We start from the raw sequence: 20824 nt of genomic DNA, 5'->3' as shown, positions 1-20824 counted from the left end.
GAAAACTTTAGTTGGCACTTCTACATCAGTGTGAGGACAGTACCCATTAGTTAAAGATGGCTATACAAAGGTATCGATAGGGGGCAGTGCGCGGGAGTAAGAGTGGTAGTTATTTTTCAGAGGGCAGTGACTTATGAATTTAGGTCTAGAGCGAACTCGATACAGTCCAATAACTGCTCGGCTTCGAAAGGCTTGGGCAGGCAAGCAACCACTCCTGGGGTCTCCGCACCGATGTACGGTCTTTCTCCGGGGTAGGCGGTGATAAATATCACAGGTGTGTTCAAGCCCCGGGTGCGCAGCGCCTCAAGGAGCTCTACACCGCACATGCCCGGCATCTGGACGTCAGAGATCAAACAACTGGCCAGCTCCAGATATTCTGAGTCGAGAAATTCTCGTGCACCACTGTAAATGTATGCCTGATAGCCACTAGCACGCAGTAGACTTTCCAGCGCAGTGCGAAGGGACTCGTCGTCGTCGACCACTGCAATGACTGCTTTATTGCGAGTATTTGTCTTTTGCATCCTGTGGCTTACTCGTGGCGGTTTCTGCCATATTTGAAAGATACGCTGTCGAGAAAGTCATAGAAGTATACCTAGGTATAGCTGAGTAATCATTTGGTATAGGTATTATAGTGTGTTGTATGGCGTTGATGGTTTTGTTGGTGTCCATGGGCCAATTTATATGTCTGCGGAACCCAGTCTTGAAATCGAGCATAAGCAAGCTCGTTGCTCGTGGATAATGAACTGGAGCAGCGAGGGGAGGCTTGGGTTCAAGCGCATCACACAGATGAACCCATGAGCAAAAAATGCGGGTTGTCGTGCCGGATGATGCAGCAGCTTGGCCACGGGTTGCCAAATATTGAGCCACCTTTTCGACTAAGACACATCTCTCACAACGTCGCATACGGGAACTACCTGTCAGCGACGGTTGCCGCAAAGCGGGTCGATTAATCCAAGGCAGGCATGAGCGTCCGGCATTCTTCTTTCATGAGCGACGGCGGCATATTTCTTGATGCTGATTTGAGCAAAGCAAATTTAGCGGGTAAAGCGGTTGCGGTAGTCGCGCGGGGAGATCGACAGGTGACGCTGGAAAGTACTGCGCAATCGTTCCTCGTCCGCGAAACCGCAAACGCGGGCGATCTGCTCTATGTTGCGTGAGGAGTTTTCCAGCAGGCGTTTCGCCGCTTCCAGGCGGAAAAGTTCGATGGCCTTGGCCGGTGTACGCCCGGTCCGCTGTTTGTACACGCGGGAGAAGTTGCGCAGGCTCATTTTCGCCTGCTCCGCTAGGCGTTCCACGGACAGCTCCGGGTCACCTAGATTCTCCGTTAGCCAAAGGTGCAACTCGTCGAACGCCGGGCTGTCCTGGGTTTGCAATTGCAGCAACGTGCTGTACTGCGCCTGTCCACCAGGGCGTTTGAGATAAACCACCAGTTCCCGTGCAGCCTGCATGCTGATGTCCCGACCGCAATCGGTTTCTACCAACGCCAATGCCAGGTCGATGCCCGCGGTTACACCCGCTGAAGTCCATACAGCTCCTTGCTGGATATAGATCGCATCGGCATCTACTTCCAATGCAGGGAAGCGCTGTTGCAGGGTGTCACACATGGCCCAATGGGTCGCGGCGCGACAGCCGTCAAGCAACCCTGCTTTGGCCAGCAAGAAGGCGCCGCTGCACACCGATGCCACGCGCCGTACACGGGGCGCTGCGTGATTTAACCAGGCCACCAACTCACTATGGCTATCGAGGGCTTCGCAAATGTCCGGTGCGCCGGGAACCACCAGAGTATCGACGGTGGAGAGATCGAGTTGGTCCAGGGCACTGGTATCTACCGACAACCCCTCAACGGTACTCACCAACCCACCGCGTAGGCTCGTAGTCAGCAGTTGGTAGCCGGGCAGGTCGCGCTGGGCCAGGGCCTTGCTGGCGGCCCAGAACACGGTCTGGGCACCGCTGAGGTCTAGCAGGCCCATTTGTGGGTAGGCGACGAAGGCGACGGTTATCGGTGTCGTCGCAGGGAGTGGGTAAGGGGGGGCAAAGGCGCTTGCCATTTGAGATCAGCCTGTTCAAGGGAGCTATCGAAAGAGGGGCATTGTCCTGGTGGTTAAAGGGCGGATTGGCCGATATTCAGGGTTTTTTGGCCTGGTGGCGCTTCACCTCTCCAGGCTAGCCTTACTTATAGCATCGCAATGAGCGGGTTCATGGTGACTTTCGGAATATCGAAGGTCTAGCCTTATTGGCCAACGGGTTCACGCTTTACCGCAGCCCCTTTCATATATTAGATTTTTTGCCTGCACACCGCGAGTGCTGCGGCTTCAGGAGGCAAGATGAACTCGTCGTCCCATTCCAGTCCGCCGGATAGCTTGAAAGAGCCGGTGGTCTATGTGGTCGATGATGATGAGTCCATGCGTCTTGCCCTCGATGGCCTACTGCGTTCCATCGGTCTACAGGTGCAGACTTTCGACTCCACTCAGGCATTTCTTGCCTGCGCCAGGCGTGATGTCCCCAGTTGCCTGATCCTTGATGTACGCCTGCGTGGTGAAAGTGGGCTCGCATTTCAGGAGCAGATGGAGAAGAGCGGTGCGCGTATGCCCATCGTGTTTATGACAGGTCATGGCGATATTGCCATGACGGTCAAAGCGATGAAGGCTGGCGCCGTCGACTTCCTCGCTAAGCCCTTCCGTGACCAGGATATGCTCGATGCTGTGGCCAGCGGCCTGGCCCGCGATGGTGAGCGCTTACAGGTCGAGAGGTCCAGCGCTGCTCTACGTAAAGCGTTTGACTCACTGACCCAGCGAGAACGCGATGTGCTGCGCTTCGTCATTGCCGGGTTGATGAACAAGCAGATCGCTGCCGAACTCAACCTCAGTGAGGTGACCGTAAAAGTGCATCGTGGTCATGTCATGAGGAAGTTAGCTGCACGCTCCGTCGCCGATCTGGTGCGCATGGCTGAGGCGCTGGGCGTAAAGCCAATGCAGAGAACGATCTGAGACCTGCCAGGCCTTTTTCAGAGCACTCGCTGACCACCAGTTGGGGACAGCCCTCTTCAGAGGTCGAGATCTATGGCCATCAAACAGAAGATTCTGTGGGACGACGGTGAGCGGGTCCTCTTACGCAGTTGTCAGCCTGGTTGTGGCGATTCCGACGTACTGGTGGTATGTCCTGTTGCTGAACATCCATTACCTGCGACTCTTGAGCGGCTAGCGCATGAGTACAGTCTGCGAGAGGAACTGGACAGTGCCTGGGCACTGCGGCCGCAAGCGCTCCATTATGAAGAGGGGCAGACACGCCTGTTGCTTGGTGATCCCGGCGGCGAGCCGCTGTCAAACCTGCTGCTCTGTCCCTTGGAAACCCAAACATTCCTGCGTCTGGCCATCGAGATCGCTGTTGCGTTGCGCCATCTGCATCAGAGTGGTCTGGTGCACAGGGACCTCAAACCCAACCATATTCAAGTCAACTGCACTGATGGCCAGGTACGCCTAACCGGCTTCGGTCTTGCCTCACGATTGCCGCGACAGAGACAGGCCCCCGAGTCTCCGGAGACCATCGCTGGCACCCTGGCGTATATGGCTCCGGAACAGACCGGGCGGATGAATCGCTCCATAGACTCGCGTAGCGACCTCTATGCCTTCGGCGTGGTTCTCTACCAGATGCTCACCGGAACCCTGCCGTTTACCGCCAGCGACCCGATGGAGTGGGTGCACTGTCACATTGCACATAAACCGCAACCACCGAACGAGCGTGTCAGCAGCGTACCGCAGATGCTCTCGCAGATTGTGCTCAAGTTGTTGGCCAAGACCGCTGAGGAGCGCTATCAGAGCGCCGTAGGTGTCGAGTACGACTTACGTCGGTGCTTGGATGACTGGCAGAGAAGAGGGCGGATCAAGGCCTTCACGCTCGACGAGTACGGCACATTCGATCGCTTGTGGGTACCCGAGAAACTCTATGGTCGAGAATATGAGGTAGCGAGGGTGGTTGACGCCTTCGCGCGCGTTGTCGCCAACGGCACACCTCAGCTGGTGCTGGTGTCGGGATACTCCGGGATCGGCAAGTCCTCGGTGGTCAATGAGTTGCACAAGGCACTGGTGCAACCACGCGGGTTATTCGCTGCCGGTAAGTTCGACCAGTACAAGCGCGACATTCCCTATTCGACACTAGTACAGGCGTTCCAAGGACTGGTACGCACGTTGCTGGGCAAAAATGTCGAAGTGCTGGAGGGCTGGCGTGATGCTCTGTTGGCGGCGCTAGAGTCCAATGCCCGGCTTATCACCGACCTGATTCCCGAGTTGCGTTTAATTATCGGTGAACAGCCGGTGGTGGCAGAACTAGAGCCGCAGCAGGCGCAGCGCCGTTTCCTGCTGGTACTGCGTCGTTTCATTGGTGTTTTCGCCCGCGAAGATCACCCGTTAGTACTGTTCCTCGATGACCTGCAGTGGCTGGATGCAGCGACTCTTGATTTGCTGGAGGACTTGCTGACTCACGCTGAGTTGCACCACCTGATGTTGGTGGGCGCCTACCGTGATAATGAGGTAGATGCCTATCATCCGCTGACGGGCAAGTTGCAAGCTATCCGACAGGCTGGTGTGCGCATTGATGAGATCCGCCTTAAGCCCCTGGCCCGTGTGCACATCGAGCAACTGATCGCCGAGTCCCTGCGCTGCCCCCCACCGAGTATCGTGTCACTCGCCCGGCTGGTGCAGGACAAAACGGCCGGGAACCCATTTTTTATAATCCAGTTCCTCCAATCGCTAATCGAGGAAGAGCTACTTACCTACGACCACACAGCCCGTCGCTGGCGTTGGGATGCAGAGCGTATCCACGCCAAGGGTTACACCGACAACGTTGTCGACTTGATGGTGGGTAAGTTGGTGCGTCTGCCACTGGAAACCCGTTTGGCTCTGCAGCAATTAGCTTGCCTGGGCAGCAGGGCGCAGATCGATACCTTAGCGGCCATGCTTGACCTACCGCCTCCTCGAGTGCACTCAATACTTTGGCCCGCGGTGCGCCAGGAACTGGTGGAGTGCCAACAGGGCGTGTGCGCATTCGTCCATGACCGTATTCAGGAGGCAGCATATTCGCTTATCGCTGACGCTGCCCGTGACGAGACGCACCTACGTATCGGCCGTTTGCTGGCTGAGCAGACACCTATGGAGCGGCGTGAAGATGATATCTTTGAAATTGTCGGTCAGCTTAACCGTGGCGCCCGGCTAATCGAAACCCGTGCTGAGCGTGAACAGTTGGCCGAGTTCAACCTGTTGGCCGGGCAGCGTGCCAAAGCCTCCAGCGCCTATAGCTCGGCGCTGTCCTACCTGGGAGTGGGGGCGGAACTACTCGACGGAGATTGCTGGGCGCGTCGCCACGATTTGTGCTTTGCTTTGGAAATCAACCGAGCCGAATGCGAATTCCTCACCGGTCAGCTTGAACAGTCCGAAGATCGTCTCGCTTCCCTCACGTCGCGTGCCGTAAGCACGGTGGAGCAGGCGGCAGTAGCCTGCCTGCAGATGGACGTATACCTCCTGCAGGACCGCAGTGACAGCGCAGTTGCTGTTTGTTTGGCTTATCTTCGTACAGTTGGAATTAACTGGTCAGCCCACCCCGACGATGAACAAGTGCGTCGGGAGTATCAGCAGATCTGGAAACAGTTGGGAGAGCGCAGTATCGAACAACTGATCGATCTGCCGCTCATGGAGGACGCCGCCTCTCTGGCGACGCTCGATGCCCTCGGTAAGCTATTTGCTCCAGCCCTGCAAAGCGACGCCAACCTGGCCTGTATTACTATCTGCAAGGCCGTCAGTTGGAGCCTGGAGCGGGGCAATGGCGACGCCTCCTGCATGCTCTATGCAAATATGGGGAGAGTTGCCGGTCACCGGTTCGGTGATTACGAGTCAGGCTACCGATTTGGTCGACTGGGTTGCGAGTTAGTCGACAGGCGTGGCCTGAGTCGCCATGAGGCACGCACCTATCTGTGTTTCTCGATGTTCGTAGTGCGCTGGATGAGGCCGGTGCGAGAGTGCCGGGATCTTCTGCGCCGGGCTTTCGTAGCCGCCAACCGAGTCGGTGATTTGGCTTACGCTGCCTACGCGGGTAATGGCCATATTTCCGATGTGCTATTTCTTGGTGAGTCGCTGGCTCAGGTGCACCAGGAGGCGGAGCAAGGTCTTGCTTATGCGCAGAAAATTCACTTCGGTCTCGTGGTGGATTTTATCAGCACGCAGTTGGCACTGATTCGAACGCTTCGCGGACGGACCTCGACTTTCGGTTGTTTCGACGATGAGCTGTTCGACGAAAAGCGTTTCGAAGCACACCTGGATCGCACTCCTGGTTTGGTTCTGGCGGCAGCCAAGTACTGGATACGCAAGCTGCAGGCGCGCTACATGGCAGGTGACTACAGTGTGGCATTGCACTGCGTGGCGCAGGCGAAGGCGCTCCTGTGGGGCGTAGCGTCCTTTACAGAAGAAGCCGAGTATCACTTCCACGCGGCGCTGACACTGACAGCCACCTTCGACTCTGTCTCCTCCGACGATCAGCTCAGCCGTCTGCGGGACCTGTCCGGCCATCATGTGCAATTGCAGGAATGGGCGCAGCAATGCTCGGAGTCCTTCACTTGCCGGTTGGCGTTGGTGGGGGCCGAAATCGCCCGCGTCGAGGGGCGGATGATTGAGGCTGAGCTTCTTTACGAAGAGGCCATCCGCCAGGCTCAGGACCATGGCTTTGTCCAGATCGAGGCGCTGGCAAACGAGCTGGCAGGACGTTTCTACGGCACACGCGGTCTGAACAAAGTTGCCCGTGTCTATCTGCAGGATGCGTGTTACGGCTACCGACGCTGGGGCGCTGACGGTAAGGTACGACAGTTGGAGGAGCGTCACCGCTATCTACGTACTGAAGAGCTTGTGCCTGGCCCAACCGCGACTATCGCCACGTCGGTTGAGCACCTCGACCTGGCTACGGTCCTTAAGGTGTCCCAGGCGGCCTCGGGGGAGATCGTCCTAGAGAAGCTGATCGACATGGTGATGCGCACGGCTATCGAGCAGGCTGGTGCCGAGCGCGGATTTTTGGTCTTGGCGGATGCGGGCGAACTGCGAATTGCCGCACAGGCTACCGTCGGCGAGGGTGCGATGCTGTTGTGCAACGAGCCGATTAGTTCGACTGTGCTGGCGGAGTCAGTGCTCTATCAGGTATTGCGTACCGGCGAGAGCTTGTGCCTGGAGGACGCCATGATTGACCCTGCCTTCACTGCCGATCCGTATATCTACCAGCATGGTGCTCGCTCAATTCTCTGTATGCCACTGGTGAACCAAGCCAAGCTCACCGGAGCGCTTTACTTGGAAAACAACCTCTCGGCCAATGTATTCAATCCGGGACGGATCGCCGTGTTACGGCTGCTGGTTTCGCAGGCAGCGATCTCGCTGGAAAACGCACGTCTTTATCGCGATGTAGCCGAGCGTGAAGCGAAGATCCGCCGGTTGGTAGACGCAAACATTATTGGCATCGTCGTCTGGAGTGCAGACGGCGAGATAATCGAGGCCAACGACGCGTTCCTGCGGATGGTCGGCTATGAGCGTGACGAGCTGATGTCCGGGCGCGTGCGTTGGCACGACATGACGCCGTCAGAGTGTCGTAGCGAGAGTGAAAAAGCGCTGGCTGTCGCCATACGTACCGGGCGTGCTAACCCATTTGAAAAAGAGTACATCCGCAAGGACGGTGGCCGGGTGCCGGTGATTGTTGGTCTGGCTGCTTTTGAGGCGAACTTACAGGAGGGAGTGGCCTTTGTGCTCGATCTCACTGAGCGCAAGCAGGCTGAGGAGCGAGTACGTGAGGGTGAGCGCCGTTATCGCGAAGTGCAGACGGAGCTGGCTCATGCCAACCGTGTGGCAACCATGGGGCAGTTGGCGGCGTCCATCGCCCATGAGGTAAACCAGCCGATCGCCGCCACCGTGACCAATGCTAATGCCGCCTTACGCTGGCTTAGAGCAGATCCCCCGGATTTTGGTGAAGTTAATCAGGTGCTGGGGCGCATTATCAAGGACGCCAACCGGGCTGCCGAGGTGCTAGGACGCATCCGCCAATTGATTCGGAAGACACCACCGCAGAAACAACCGGTAGACCTCGGAGCGGCTTTGCTCGAGATGGTCGAGTTCAGTCGAGGCGAGGCCGCCAAGTCCCGCACTGTGGTTCGGGTTGAGCTTGCAGAAGACTTGCCGGAAGTGGAGGGGGATCGGGTCGAGTTGCAGCAGGTGATGCTCAACCTGATCGTCAATGCTATCGAAGCTATGGAGGCTGTCCCTATCGGAGAACGCCAGTTGGTGGTTAGCACCGGGTACGAGGGGGGCGGTGTACGAGTGAGAGTGAGCGACACTGGGCCGGGGTTTGTCGATGGCAATAACGATCTTCTCTTCGCACCGTTCTATACCACCAAGGCCTCTGGCATGGGCATGGGCTTGTCGATCTGCCGCTCGATCGTCGACAGCCATGCTGGTCGGCTCTGGGCCAGCAGCAATCTGCCTCGTGGCGCGGTGATGCAGTTCTCCTTGCCTGCGCTTCTTACGACGAGTGCATGACGCCGCATTCAATAACCATCAGAGCTTGACCTTGACGCTAGCGTCAAGCCGTCAGAGTTGCATCTATCGGAGGTTGACATGCAAATCGGAGAGCTGGCTCTACGCGCTGGCGTCAGTACACGTGCGCTTCGCCACTACGAATCTCGGCAGCTGATCGAGTCGTCGCGACTAGACAATGGCTATCGCGATTACGCCACGTCCATGGTGCAACGCGTGCTTTGGATTCGAGAACTGCTTGAGTGTGGCTTCAGTACCCGACAGATCCACGGCCTGTTGCAGTACTTGGAGGAGGAAGAGGACAGTGAAGGATTCCTCGCCTGCCTGCAGCAGCATCTGGAAAAGTTGGCCGCTCTGGACGCGCTCCAAGTCCAACTGGCCGAACGCCGTAGCCGTCTGGCGGAAAAAATAGGGCGCTATCTGCCTCTGCAGAAGGACCTACTGCGCACTCCCGATTTGCGACTTTTCGAACGAGTTCATTCGCAAGTCACGTTGGAGAAATGATGGGAAAGTTGAAAGATAAGGTCGCATTGGTCACGGGGGGCAACAGCGGCATCGGACTGGCTACCGCGCAACGATTCGTTCTGGAAGGTGCCGAGGTGGTCATCACCGGGCGCCGCTCGGAAGTTGTACAGGAGGCGGTCAGCATCATCGGTGAAAATGCCCTTGGCATTTGCGCGGACGCCAGTCGAGCTGAAGACCTGGACGCACTGTATCGACAGGTTGGCGAGCGCTTCGGACGTCTGGATGTGCTGGTCGCCAATGCTGGAATCATTCGTCCGGCATTGGGTGCCCAAGTCGATGAAGGTCAATTCGACGAACAGTTCGATATCAACGTCAAGGGCGCTTTCTACACCATTCAGAAAGCGCTGCCACTGCTGCGTGATGGAGGCTCAATCGTACTGGTCTCGTCCATTGCACACCTGAAAGCACTGGACGCTCACATAGTGTATGCCGCTACCAAGGCTGCGGTGCGTTCGTTCGCGCGTAGCTGGGCTGCAGAGCTCAAGGGGAGGAACATTCGGGTCAACTGCTTGAGTCCCGGCCCGGTACATACGCCGATTATCGGCAAGATGGGAATCGCAGAGACGCAGTTTGATGAGTTCGAAAAGCAGGTCTCGAGCCTGATCCCGCTCGGCCGTCTTGGACACCCTGAAGAGGTCGCAAATGCAGTGCTGTTCTTAGCTTCGGAAGATAGCAGCTTCATCACCGGCGTTGACCTGTGTGTCGATGGCGGTCTGTCGCAGCTCTGAATGAGAAACGGCCCAGAGCATCAAGCCCTGGGCCTTTGACGCGTATAGGCTTCAGCCCTGGATGAAGGCCAGCAGGTCCGCATTAATGGTCTCGGCGTGAGTGGTGCACATGCCGTGGGGCAGGCCTGGGTAGGTCTTGAGAGTGCCATGTCGAAGTAGCTTGATGGAGAGACGCGCAGAGTTTTCGATGGGAACGATCTGGTCGTCTTCACCATGCAGTACGAGGGTCGGTACGGCGATCTGCTTCAGATCTTCTGTGAAGTCGGTTTCCGAGAATGCCTTGATGCAGTCGTAGTGAGCTTTAGCCCCTCCACTCATACCTTGGCGCCACCAGTTGCTAATCACCGCTTCAGAGACGTTGGCGCCCGGGCGGTTAAAGCCATAGAAGGGACCTGCCGCCACCTCTCGGTAGAAGTTTGCGCGATTGGCAGCGAGCGCTTCGCGGAAGCCATCGAACACCTTCAGCGGTAGACCGCCGGGGTTTTTGTCGGTGCGCAGCATGATCGGTGGCACGGCGCCGACCAGCACAGCTTTGGCGACCCGACCGGCGCCATGGCGGGCGACGTAGCGGGCAACCTCGCCTCCGCCGGTAGAATGTCCAATGTGCACGGCATTTTTCAGATCCAGATGTGCGGCCAACTCCGCCAGGTCGGCGGCGTAGGTGTCCATATCGTTGCCTTTCGCCGTCTGGGACGAGCGTCCGTGACCGCGGCGATCATGGGCAATTACGCGGTAGCCTTTGCTTAAAAAGAACAGCATCTGATTGTCCCAGTCATCCCCTGAGAGTGGCCAGCCGTGGTGAAAAACGATTGGTTGGCCGTTGCCCCAGTCTTTGTAGAACAGCTGTGTTCCATCGCGCAGGGTGAGGTAGCCCGAACCCTGATTTTTGCGAGGGTCTGTTGTCGGGGCGACTTGGGCGTTGCCCGGCTGACCCGCTAATACGGGAACAGCCATGGCCAGCGTGGCAGCCGCTACGCTAGCGCTCGTCAAGGCGCGGCGTGTGGTTCCTTTGGTCTCTTCAGTCATGGTGAAAGCTCTCGTCAGAGTGCCGCTCGTACGGCGAATTGGGGCCGGCCGTATCACGCCCTCAAATTGACGCCTTGATCGTTTTGAAGGCTGGAGTGCCGGTAGACAAACCCTATTCGCCGGGCGGGGACCTCCACCATCGTCCATGGGTATCGAAGCGCCATACTTAGGTTTCGTGTGGGTGTGCAAGAGCTGGAGCGCATAGACGTTAGATAAGCTAACCCAACCCAGTTTGTAGTTAGATCGGAACAGACCACAGTGCGGAAACGCTTCCAGTCAACACCGCCATATTGGCTGTCCTGATCGGAATGCACGATTACCCGTCCCTTAGGCTTGCTACGCCAAGGCGTCATTAGCAGTGCAACTGAAGCCATCTCGCGGGCTAGTGCTGGCTGAATTGACCAAGTGTGCGTTCCGCCGATCATTTTTATTACCGCATTACCCAACGTTGTTAACGTGCAACAGCTGCTTGCAACAGGTGCCCTGGCATTCCTGAGCAAGCCTTTCGAGGTGCTGACCATCATTTACTGGATCGAAAAAGCTGTGAGTATCTGGTGCGGATAAACCAAAGTATGAGAGCCACACACCTTGATGTTAGCCGGGCGCCCCTAGGTAGAGGTGTCTAAGGCTCTGGCGCTTTTCTATCTTAGGGGCACATTCAGCCCAATGGGTCTGTCCACTCAGGGGGATAGACCAGAGCCTGTCTTATTGTCGGCCGAATTCATTAGAGCCGATCCGTTGACTAGAAGGGGAGCACCATGTCGAACCCAAGTAAATGTCCATTCAATCACGTTGCTGGTGGTGGCACGACCAACAAAGATTGGTGGCCGAACCAGTTGCGTGTGGACCTGCTCAATCAGCATTCCGACCGATCCAATCCCCTGGGCGAGAAGTTCAACTACGCCGAAGCATTCAAGAAGCTCGATTACAGGGCGCTGAAGGCCGATCTGGTCAAGCTGATGACCGACAGCCAGGATTGGTGGCCCGCCGACTTCGGCCACTATGGTCCGCAGTTCATTCGTATGGCCTGGCACTCGGCTGGTACCTATCGCACCACGGATGGTCGCGGCGGCGGCGGTCGCGGACAGCAGCGCTTCGCGCCGCTGAATTCCTGGCCGGACAACGTCAATATCGACAAGTCGCGCCGCTTGCTGTGGCCGATCAAGCAGAAGTACGGTCAGTCGATTTCCTGGGCTGACCTTTACATCCTGGCTGGCAACGTCGCGCTTGAGTCCATGGGGTTCCGTACCTTCGGTTTCGCTGGTGGCCGTGAGGATGTGTGGGAACCGGATCAGGACGTCAACTGGGGCGCCGAAGTTGCCTGGCTTGGTGTAGATCCCATGCGGGTCAACGATGAGCGTGAGCTTACGGCGCCTTTCGGCGCGACCCACATGGGGCTGATCTATGTGAATCCAGAAGGTCCCAACGCCAGCGGAGATTATCTGGAGGCCGCCAAGGATATCCGCGCGACCTTCTACCGCATGGCCATGGATGACGAAGAGATCGTCGCCTTGATCGCTGGCGGCCATACCTTTGGTAAGTGTCACGGCGCTGCCCCTGAGTCGCACAAAGGCCCGGAGCCGGAAGGCTCGCCAATCGAAGCCCAGGGGCTGGGCTGGACCAGCAACTTCGGCAGCGGTTTCGGCAAGGATACTGTCTCCAGCGGCCTTGAAGTAACTTGGACGAAAACCCCGGCGCTGTGGAGCAACAACTTCTTCGAAAACCTGTTCAAGTTCGAATGGGAATTGACCCAGTCGCCGGCTGGTGCCAAGCAGTGGGTGGCCAAGGACGCGCCGGAGATTATTCCTGATGCGCATGTAGCCGGTAAGTTTCACAAACCGACCATGCTGACCACCGACCTCAGTCTGCGTTTCGACCCGGAGTTCGGCAAGATTTCCAAGCGCTTCTACGAAGATCCACAGGCGTTCGCTGATGCCTTTGCCCGCGCCTGGTACAAGCTGACCCACCGCGACATGGGGCCGAAAGCGCGTTACCTTGGCCCGGAAGTGCCGAAAGAAGACCTGATCTGGCAAGACCCGCTTCCTGCCGCCACCCACAACCCGACTGCTGCCGATATCGCCGATCTGAAGGCGAAGATCGCAGCCTCCGGTCTGTCGGTGGGTGATCTGGTGTCTGCGGCCTGGGCGTCTGCCTCGACCTTTCGCGGCGGTGACAAGCGCGGCGGTGCCAATGGTGCGCGCCTCGCTCTGGCTCCGCAGAAGGATTGGGCGGTCAACCAACGGGCGCTAAAGATGCTGCCGAAACTGGTGGAAATCCAGCAGGCATCCGGTAAAGCATCCCTTGCCGATGTCATCGTGCTGGCTGGCAATGTCGGTGTCGAGCTGGCGGCCAAGGCTGCGGGTGTCACGGTGGACGTACCGTTCGCAGCGGGCCGTGTCGATGCGCGTCAGGATCAGACGGATGTTGAATCCTTCGATGTGCTGGAGCCGGTAGCCGATGGCTTCCGTAACTACAACAAGGGTAATCTTGGGGTGCCGACCGAGTCGATGCTGATCGACAAGGCGCAGATGCTGACCCTTACTGCGCCGGAACTAACCGCGCTGGTCGGCGGCCTGCGCGTACTGGGCGCCAACCACGACGGTAGCCAGCGTGGCGTGTTCACCGACAAGGTCGGCGTGCTGTCCAACGACTTCTTCGTCAACCTGCTGGACATGGGCACCGTATGGAAGGCTACCGATGACAGCAACGAGGTTTTCGAAGGTCGTACCCGCAAGGACGCGCAGGTGAAGTACACCGCTACTCGTAATGATCTGGTGTTCGGCTCCAATTCGATACTGCGTGCTTATGCCGAGGTCTACGCCAGCTCCGACGGTAAGGAGAAGCTGGTGAAGGACTTCGTCGCCGCTTGGACCAAGGTGATGAACCTGGATCGTTTCGACCTGACCTAAGCCTGAGTGGCGCCTGTGCGTAGGCTGAGAGCTTTCGCCGCATCTAATACTTGCTCGATCTGGCCGCGAACTTCGTCAGCAGTACGAGTCTTGGTGGACCAGATTGGGCGTAGCACGTTAACCACGTGCTCAGTTTGGATCGCATCCGCCGAAAGCGCCCCTATGATGGGGAATGCATAGAGCTCCAGTTTTCTCATCCAGCCTTTGCGCCATTTCTCGGACCAACTGCCGCCATGTGCTTGCAGATGATCACGTGCGAGATCTTCGAACGTCTTGCGCCGTGCCGCAGTTTGCCGCTCGGCTTCGCGCTTGGCTTCTCTTTCGGCATCGCGGGTGGCAAGTGGATCTGCTCCGCTTGCCAGTATCTTGCGTTGCTCGGCGGCAAGTTGACGAGCTGCACTAAGAGGAATGGTGGGGAAAGGGCCCAGCCCCATCTCTCGGCTTCGGCCGTCCAGCTTGTAGCGGAAAATCCAACTGGATGCCCCGCTTTTCGACACCTGGAAGTAAAGCCCGTCACCGTCGTTAGTTTTTCCTGGCATTGCCGCTTTGGCCAGGGACTCGGCTGTCTTGCTGGTTAGTTTTCCCATTCTGTTTTTCCTCCTGACCCACACCCCATGACCCACACTTTGACCCACACTTTGGGCGAGGATTTTGTAGATGCTTATCGGACGCTATGGGACAGATGGTATGCTGGAGGCCGCGTAAATACTAGGCTGTAGGATGTTGTTGGATTTATTCGGAAAATTAAAAAGCCGGCTTGTGGCCGGCTTCTCGGGGACGGTCTTGGCTAATTTTTGGTAAGCCGCAACCGCCTTAATCGGTATGGCCATCGAGGCCTGGAAAGATGGCGGACGGCTGTGTGAGGCGTCGCCAGGCCCTCTGGAGCGCGGCCTTTGGCCGGTCGGGGCAAAATGTGCCGCGTAGCATACTAGGGCTGGTGCAGGTTGCCCAGCAAAAAATGGCGTAAGGTGTTTCAGACAGGGCGCTGCTGGCTGAAGCACGACCAGTGGAACACCCAGCCGAGGATCACCATACCCTGTGCCTGACGTTGGGACGGTGTGTAGCGCTCCAGCGTGTGATTGTGCAGGTACAGGGTGTCGTGGTGGCCGAGGCTCAGGCGGTGGACCCGCAGTTTGCCGTTGTGCAGCAGGGCATAGGTTTCGCCATCGATGACCTGGGTCAGGCTGCGGTCGATGGCCAGGATGGCGTCCGAGGGGATGACGGGAGCCATGCTCGCGGAGGGTATGGCCAGGCCGATGACATTCTTGCGGGCGATGCCCAGGGCCTTGAGCGTCTGCGCAGGCAGGCGCAGGTGGCGTTTGCCCAGCGGTTCGAGGCGGCCGTCGCGCAGGGCATGCAGCGGGATGCGCAGTTGGCGCCCTTCCCGGAGGGACGAGAGAGGTGGGGCGTCGACCGGCGCCGGGCAGCGCAGTGGCTGGCGCAGGAGGGGGCTGGGGTGCTTGGCGCCTTCGCCGCTGCGCAGCCAGCGGCGCTGCACGCAGAACAGGTCGGCGATCTCTTCGAGGCGCGCCAGCGGTACCCCGCGCTTGAACCAATTGTTGACGTGCTGGGGCGTGACGCCACGCTGGGCGGCGAAATCGGAAGGGGTCAGGCCGCATTCCTGGAGCAGGGCCTTGAGACGGTCACCGGAGGTATTCATGGAGCCGAGTCTAGCGAGCGGCTGCCGGCGGGGAAATGAACCCGTGGTTGAGGCGTTACGTACGAAAACGGGGTGATTGTAGGAGTGCGCCTAGGACTGCGTAGGAGTTTTTACTGCTCACGCCGAAAACCCAAGGCCCACAAAAAAGCCCTGCCGAGGCAGGGCCTTGCGAGCCGGCGGTCAGCCCTTGTAGGCAGCGACCGACTTGGTGATCTCGGCGCGGGCGGCATCGGCGCCTTCCCAGCCCTTGACCTTGACCCACTTGCCTTTCTCGAGATCCTTGTAGTTCTCGAAGAAGTGCTTGATCTGCTCCAGCAGCAGGGCGGGCAGGTCGGTGTATTCCTTGACGTCGACGTACAGCTGGCTCAGCTTGTCGTGCGGAACGGCCAGGACCTTGGCGTCGCCACCGCTTTCGTCGTCCATGTGCAGGACGCCGACCGGGCGGGCGCGGATGACCGAACCCGGGGCGACCGGGTAGGGGGTCACGACCAGCACGTCCAGCGGGTCGCCGTCGTCAGCCAGGGTGTTGGGGATGTAGCCATAGTTGGCCGGGTAGAACATCGGGGTGGCCATGAAGCGGTCGACGAACAGGGCGTCGCTGTCCTTGTCGATCTCGTACTTGATCGGCGCGTGGTTGGCCGGGATCTCGATGGCGACGTAGATGTCGTTCGGCAGGTCTTTGCCAGCCGGAATCTTGCTGTAGCTCATTGGGCAGTGCCCCCATGTTTGACCAAAAAAGTGGCGGCGATTATAGGCACATTCCGACAGGGCATGCCACGCCCGGCCGGATGTGCGGGGGCCTCAGGCGTGGGTTTCGCGGTAGTCCGGGTGTTCGGCCTGCAGCCTGGCCAGGCGCGCGAGCGGATCCTGGCGGTAGAACAGCGACAGTTGTCCGTACACCTGGGGGTAGGCCTGGTGCAGCAGGTCGGGCGCGCTGAAGAAGTACTCGCTGGTGACGGCGAAGAATTCCGCGGGGTTTTCCGCCGCGTAGGGGTCGATGGCCGTCTCGGCGTCCGGGTTGGCATCCAGCTGGCGGTTGAGGTCGTCGTAGGCCTGCTGCATGGCCGTGGCCCAGTCTGCCACGCGCATGCTGCCGTGCAGGGGCGGCAGGCCGTTGGCGTCGCCGTTGAGCATGTCGAGCTTGTGCGCCAACTCGTGGATCACCAGGTTGTAGGCCTCCCAGCCGCCGCTGGCCAGCACCCCGGGCCAGGCCAGGATCACCGGCCCCTGCTGCCAGGCCTCGCCGCTGTGCTCGGCGTCCCAGGTATGCTCGACGCCGCTGCTGTCGCGGTGGCGCTGGGGGCTCTTGAAGTCATCGGGGTAGAGGATGATCTCGTGGAAGCCCTGGTACCAGTCCAGGTCCCCCAGGTGCAGCAGCGGCAACTGGGCCTGGGCGGCGAGGAACAGGCGCTGCTCGTCGTCCAGCTCCACGCCTGGCAGGGTGGTCAGGTGCTTGTCGTGCAGGAACAGGACGCAGGCCTCGCGCAGCCAGCGGTCTTCCTCGTCGCTGAGGCCGTCGAGCAGCGGCAGGCGTTCATGGACCACTTGCCACAGCTGCGGGTCGACCGGGTAACGGGCCAGGGTGCGTCGGCGGCGCCAGGCGCGAAGCGACCACATGGCGTGGATCAGTGGGCCTTGGCCGTGCGGCCCAGGCGCCCGCGCAGCAGGCCCAGGACCATCGGTACCAGCGACAGGAAGATGATGCCCAGGACCATCAGCGACAGGTGCTGCTTGATGAACGGTACGTTGCCGAAGAAGTAGCCCAGGGTCACCAGGCCCCCGACCCAGAGCAGCGAACCGGTCACGCTGAAGGCCAAAAAGCGTGGGTAGTGCATGTGGGCGATGCCGGCGACGAAGGGGGCGAAGGTGCGCAGGATCGGCAGGAAGCGTGCCATGGTCACGGTCTTGCCGCCGTGGCGTGCGTAGAAGTCGTGGGTGCGCTGCAGGTAGTCGCGGCGGAAGATCTTCGAGTTCGGGTCGCGGAACAGGCGCTCCCCAGCCGTGCGGCCGATCACGTAGTTGGTGCTGTCGCCCATGATCGCCGCCGCCATCAGCAGGCCAGAGAGCAGTACCGGGTCCATGCCGCCGCCAGCGGCCACGGCGCCAGCGATGAACAGCAGCGAATCACCCGGCAGGAAGGGCATCACCACCAGGCCGGTCTCGCAGAAGATCACCGTGAAGAGGATGGCGTAGATCCAGGGACCATAGTTGGTGACCAGCAGATCGAGATAGGCATCGAGATGCAGGATGAGGTCCAGCGGGTTGAATTCCATGTACAGCACCTGTGTTCTTGACCCGCAGCTACGGGCGCGCGATGACGGACAATGCCAAGGGCGTAGGTTTGTTTACCGGCGGGAGGTAAATTTTCACACATGACAGGAAGGGCATTATACGGCGATGCCAGGAATGTGCCCGGAGAGTTTGTAGCGGCGGATTACGGGGTTCAATGTCAGTCAGGCCCACTGGGGCTGCCTTGCAGCCCATCGCTGGCAAGCCAGCTCCCGCAGGGTTCGAGTCGATCACGCATGATGCGATTTGCAGGGCCGTGTGGGAGCGGCTTGCCGGCGATGGGGCGCGATGTGGCCCCAACTGCCCGTACCGCCTCAATCCTGGTTGATCGGCAGCACGTAGTTCTCGAACTCGGTGTCCTTGTGAAACCCCATCGACTCGTAGGTCTTCTTCGCCACCTCGTTGTCGCTGCTGGTGGACACGCGCATGCGCACGGCATTGGTTTCCTTGGCCATCTTCTTGGCTTCGCGCATCAGGTGGTCGGCGACCAGCATGCGGCGGGAGTCTTCGGCCACGTAGATGTCGTTGAGGATCCACACACGCTTGAGCGACAGCGACGAGAAGCTCGGGTAGAGCTGGCAGAACCCCAGCAGGCGGCCCTCTTCGTCATCCGGCAGGGCCAGGTAGATCACCGACTCACCACGCTTGAGGCGCTTTTCCAGGAAACTGCGCGAGCTGTCGGGGTAGGGCAGTTGCCCGTAGAACTCGCGATATTTCACGAACAACGGGGTCAGCAGGTCGAGGTGTTCCAGGGTTGCCTTGATGATGCGCATGTGCGGCCCTCAGAGTCCATGTGGGGAAACAGCGGATTGCCAGCCGCTTCAGATGCTGCCCAAAGCAGCCGGGAAGCGCAATCCGCCCGGCGTGACATGTTTTTTACTCTTCTCCAAGCAGGAAGTTGCCGCTTTTACCTGTGGCGCTTTCAGTCTCGAGGCTGTGCACCTCGGCCTCGTCCTTCAGGTTCACCCCCGACAACTGCCGGCGGCAGGCCTCGCGCATCAGGTACAGCAGGCGGTGGGCGGCCATGCCGTAGCTCAGCCCCTCCAGGCGTACATTGGAAATGCAGTTGCGATAGGCGTCGGTCAGGCCGACCTTGGGCGCGTAGGTGAAATACAGCCCCAGGCTGTCGGGCGAGCTCAGGCCGGGGCGTTCGCCGATCAGCATCACCGTCATGCGTGCGCCGAGCAACTCGCCGACTTCATCGCCCACCGCCACGCGGCCCTGTTCCACCAGCACCACCGGGGCGCTGGTCCAGCCGTCGGCGGCGGCCTGCTCCTCGAAGCGGGCGAGGAAGGGCAGGGTATGGCGATGCACGGCCAGGGCCGAGAGGCCGTCGGCGACCACGATCGCCAGGTCGACCCCACCGGGGTGGGCCTGGGCATGCTCGCGCAGGCGCTGGGCCGAGTCTTCGTTCAGGCGCCGGCCCAGGTCGGGGCGCTGCAGGTACTGGTGACGGTCGCTGGCGGCGCTGTGCAGCAGCAGGCTGTCGCGACCCCGGTCGGCGAGCTGGCTGCGCAGGCCAGCATGGTCGAAGGGCAGGTGCACGGCATCGCGGGCCTGGGCATGGGCGAACTGGAAGTCCAGCTGGGCGCCAGTCGGCAGGCTGATACCGGTACGGCCCAGGGCGATGCGCGCCGGGGTCAGGTTGCGCAGGGCCAGCCAGGGGTTGTCATGGGCGGGTGTGCGTGGGTCCATGGTCACTCCCTATGCAAGCTGTGCCAGGGCCTGGCGGAACGCCGGCGGCAGGTTGTCGCCAAAGCGTATCCGGCCATCGGCCTGGGTGAAGATGCCGGTACGTTCCAGCCAGGCCTCGAACTCCGGGCCAGGCTTAAGGCCCAGGGTCTGGCGCGCGTAGAGCGCGTCGTGGAACGAGGTGGTCTGGTAGTTGAGCATGATGTCGTCGGAGCCGGGGATGCCCATGATGAAGTTGATCCCGGCCACGCCCAGCAGGGTCAGCAGGGTATCCATGTCGTCCTGGTCGGCTTCGGCATGGTTGGTGTAGCAGATGTCGCAGCCCATGGGGACGCCGAGCAGCTTGCCGCAGAAGTGATCCTCCAGGCCCGCGCGGATGATCTGCTTGCCGTTGTACAGGTATTCCGGGCCGATGAAGCCGACCACGGTGTTGACCAGGAACGGTTTGAAGTGCCGGGCCACGGCGTAGGCGCGGGTTTCGCAGGTCTGCTGGTCGACGCCGTGGTGGGCGTTGGCCGACAGGGCGCTGCCCTGGCCGGTCTCGAAGTACATCAGGTTCTGCCCCACGGTACCGCGCTTGAGAGACAGCCCGGCCTCGTAGCCTTCCTGGAGCACGTTGAGGTTGATGCCGAAGCCCGCGTTGGCGGCCTCGGTGCCGGCGATGGACTGGAACACCAGGTCCAGCGGCACACCCCGGTTGATCGCCTCGATCGAGGTGGTGACGTGGGTCAGTACGCAGGCCTGGGTGGGGATCTGGTAGCGCTGGATGATGGCGTCGAGCATCTCCAGCAGGGCGCAGATCGAGGCGATGCTGTCGGTGGCCGGGTTGATGCCGATCATGGCATCGCCGTTGCCGTACAGCAGGCCGTCGAGGATGCTGGCGGCGATACCGGCGGGCTCGTCGGTCGGGTGGTTGGGCTGCAGGCGGGTCGACAGCCGCCCACGCAGGCCCATGGTGCCGCGAAAGCGCGTGACCACACGGATCTTCTGCGCCACCAGGACCAGGTCCTGGACGCGCATGATCTTCGACACCGCGGCGGCCATCTCTGGCGTCAGGCCTGGGGCCAGGGCGCGCAGGCTGTCCTCGTCGGCCGCCTCGCTCAGCAGCCAGTCGCGCAGCCCACCGACCGTCAGTTGGCTGACCGGGGCGAAGGCCTCGGCGTCGTGGCTGTCGATGATCAGCCGGGTGACTTCATCGTCTTCGTAGGGGATCAGCGCCTCGTTGAGGAAGTGCTTGAGCGGGATGTCGGCCAGTGCCATCTGCGCGGCGACCCGCTCGCCGTCGTTGCTGGCCGCGACACCGGCCAGGTAGTCGCCCGAGCGTGCCGGGCTGGCCTTGGCCATGACTTCCTTGAGGCTGTCGAAGCGGTAGACCTGGTTGCCCACCGTGTGTACGAAACTTGCCATACAGAATCTCCAGGGCGCCGCGGGGCTGGCCCGCGG

At 60.0% G+C, this 20824-nt stretch carries 15 protein-coding genes and 2 pseudogenes; 5 read left to right on the top strand and 12 right to left on the bottom strand.

Features of this window, described 5'->3' with window-relative positions:
• Positions 1–131: 131 nt before the first annotated feature.
• Positions 132–521, bottom strand: a complete 390-nt coding sequence (locus tag ACDI39_RS13800) for a response regulator transcription factor (RefSeq protein ID WP_225788731.1) — start codon at positions 519–521, stop codon at positions 132–134.
• Positions 522–1034: 513 nt separating this feature from the next.
• Positions 1035–2048, bottom strand: a complete 1014-nt coding sequence (locus tag ACDI39_RS13795) for a GlxA family transcriptional regulator (protein WP_253079884.1) — start codon at positions 2046–2048, stop codon at positions 1035–1037.
• Between the two features lie 276 nt (positions 2049–2324).
• On the opposite strand from ACDI39_RS13795, the gene ACDI39_RS13790 reads away from it, so the two are divergent.
• The 4 genes from ACDI39_RS13790 to ACDI39_RS13775 all read left to right on the top strand — a co-directional run bounded on the left by ACDI39_RS13790 (position 2325) and on the right by ACDI39_RS13775 (position 9805).
• A complete protein-coding gene (locus tag ACDI39_RS13790; RefSeq protein WP_225788729.1) occupies positions 2325–2987 on the top strand; it encodes a response regulator transcription factor in 663 nt (220 codons plus the stop codon).
• A 72-nt stretch (positions 2988–3059) separates the two neighbouring features.
• Positions 3060–8555 (top strand): trifunctional serine/threonine-protein kinase/ATP-binding protein/sensor histidine kinase, encoded by a 5496-nt coding sequence (locus ACDI39_RS13785; RefSeq protein WP_225788728.1) that lies wholly within the window; start codon positions 3060–3062, stop codon positions 8553–8555.
• 78 nt (positions 8556–8633) lie between these two features.
• The gene (locus ACDI39_RS13780; RefSeq protein ID WP_225788727.1) at positions 8634–9056 is read left to right on the top strand and encodes a MerR family transcriptional regulator; all 423 of its coding nucleotides are present in this window, start codon (positions 8634–8636) and stop codon (positions 9054–9056) included.
• Positions 9056–9805, top strand: coding sequence for an SDR family NAD(P)-dependent oxidoreductase (locus tag ACDI39_RS13775; RefSeq protein WP_225788726.1), 750 nt, complete (start codon positions 9056–9058; stop codon positions 9803–9805). Before ACDI39_RS13780 ends, ACDI39_RS13775 begins: the two co-directional genes overlap by 1 nt.
• A gap of 51 nt (positions 9806–9856) precedes the next feature.
• On the opposite strand, the gene ACDI39_RS13770 is transcribed toward ACDI39_RS13775, so the two are convergent.
• Together ACDI39_RS13770 and ACDI39_RS13765 are read right to left on the bottom strand one after the other, a co-directional pair.
• Complete coding sequence (locus tag ACDI39_RS13770; protein ID WP_225788725.1) at positions 9857–10831, bottom strand: alpha/beta fold hydrolase; 975 nt, start codon at positions 10829–10831, stop codon at positions 9857–9859.
• 263 nt (positions 10832–11094) lie between these two features.
• Positions 11095–11235 (bottom strand): annotated as a pseudogene (locus tag ACDI39_RS13765) (IS3 family transposase); the annotation flags it as partial.
• A 354-nt stretch (positions 11236–11589) separates the two neighbouring features.
• Here ACDI39_RS13765 and katG point away from each other — a divergent pair.
• Positions 11590–13740 carry a catalase/peroxidase HPI gene (gene katG, locus ACDI39_RS13760; protein ID WP_225788724.1) on the top strand — a complete coding sequence of 717 codons (2151 nt, stop codon included), beginning with the start codon at positions 11590–11592 and terminating at the stop codon, positions 13738–13740.
• Here katG and ACDI39_RS13755 read toward each other — a convergent pair.
• From ACDI39_RS13755 to ACDI39_RS13720, 8 genes and pseudogenes are all read right to left on the bottom strand, one after another.
• Positions 13740–14327, bottom strand: a pseudogene (locus tag ACDI39_RS13755) (tyrosine-type recombinase/integrase); the annotation flags it as partial. The gene katG and the pseudogene ACDI39_RS13755 overlap by 1 nt on opposite strands.
• A 386-nt stretch (positions 14328–14713) precedes the next feature.
• Complete coding sequence (locus tag ACDI39_RS13750; protein WP_225788723.1) at positions 14714–15400, bottom strand: LexA family transcriptional regulator; 687 nt, start codon at positions 15398–15400, stop codon at positions 14714–14716.
• 180 nt (positions 15401–15580) lie between these two features.
• Complete coding sequence (ppa, locus tag ACDI39_RS13745; RefSeq protein WP_225788722.1) at positions 15581–16108, bottom strand: inorganic diphosphatase; 528 nt, start codon at positions 16106–16108, stop codon at positions 15581–15583.
• A gap of 93 nt (positions 16109–16201) precedes the next feature.
• A complete protein-coding gene (locus ACDI39_RS13740; RefSeq protein WP_225788721.1) occupies positions 16202–17017 on the bottom strand; it encodes a M90 family metallopeptidase in 816 nt (271 codons plus the stop codon).
• A gap of 8 nt (positions 17018–17025) precedes the next feature.
• The gene (locus ACDI39_RS13735) at positions 17026–17673 is read right to left on the bottom strand and encodes a DedA family protein (protein WP_225788720.1); all 648 of its coding nucleotides are present in this window, start codon (positions 17671–17673) and stop codon (positions 17026–17028) included.
• Between the two features lie 330 nt (positions 17674–18003).
• Positions 18004–18462, bottom strand: coding sequence for a GNAT family N-acetyltransferase (locus tag ACDI39_RS13730; protein WP_225788719.1), 459 nt, complete (start codon positions 18460–18462; stop codon positions 18004–18006).
• A 103-nt stretch (positions 18463–18565) separates the two neighbouring features.
• Positions 18566–19384: an ethanolamine ammonia-lyase subunit EutC gene (gene eutC / locus ACDI39_RS13725; protein ID WP_225788718.1), complete on the bottom strand. Its 819-nt coding sequence runs from the start codon at positions 19382–19384 to the stop codon at positions 18566–18568.
• A 9-nt stretch (positions 19385–19393) separates the two neighbouring features.
• The gene (locus tag ACDI39_RS13720) at positions 19394–20788 is read right to left on the bottom strand and encodes an ethanolamine ammonia-lyase subunit EutB (protein WP_225788717.1); all 1395 of its coding nucleotides are present in this window, start codon (positions 20786–20788) and stop codon (positions 19394–19396) included.
• Positions 20789–20824 lie beyond the last annotated feature (36 nt).

The sequence above is a fragment of the Pseudomonas sp. Tun-23181 genome, from assembly GCF_057415455.1.
Note: the sequence above shows the minus strand (reverse complement) of the source record. Positions and strands in the feature narration are given on the sequence as shown.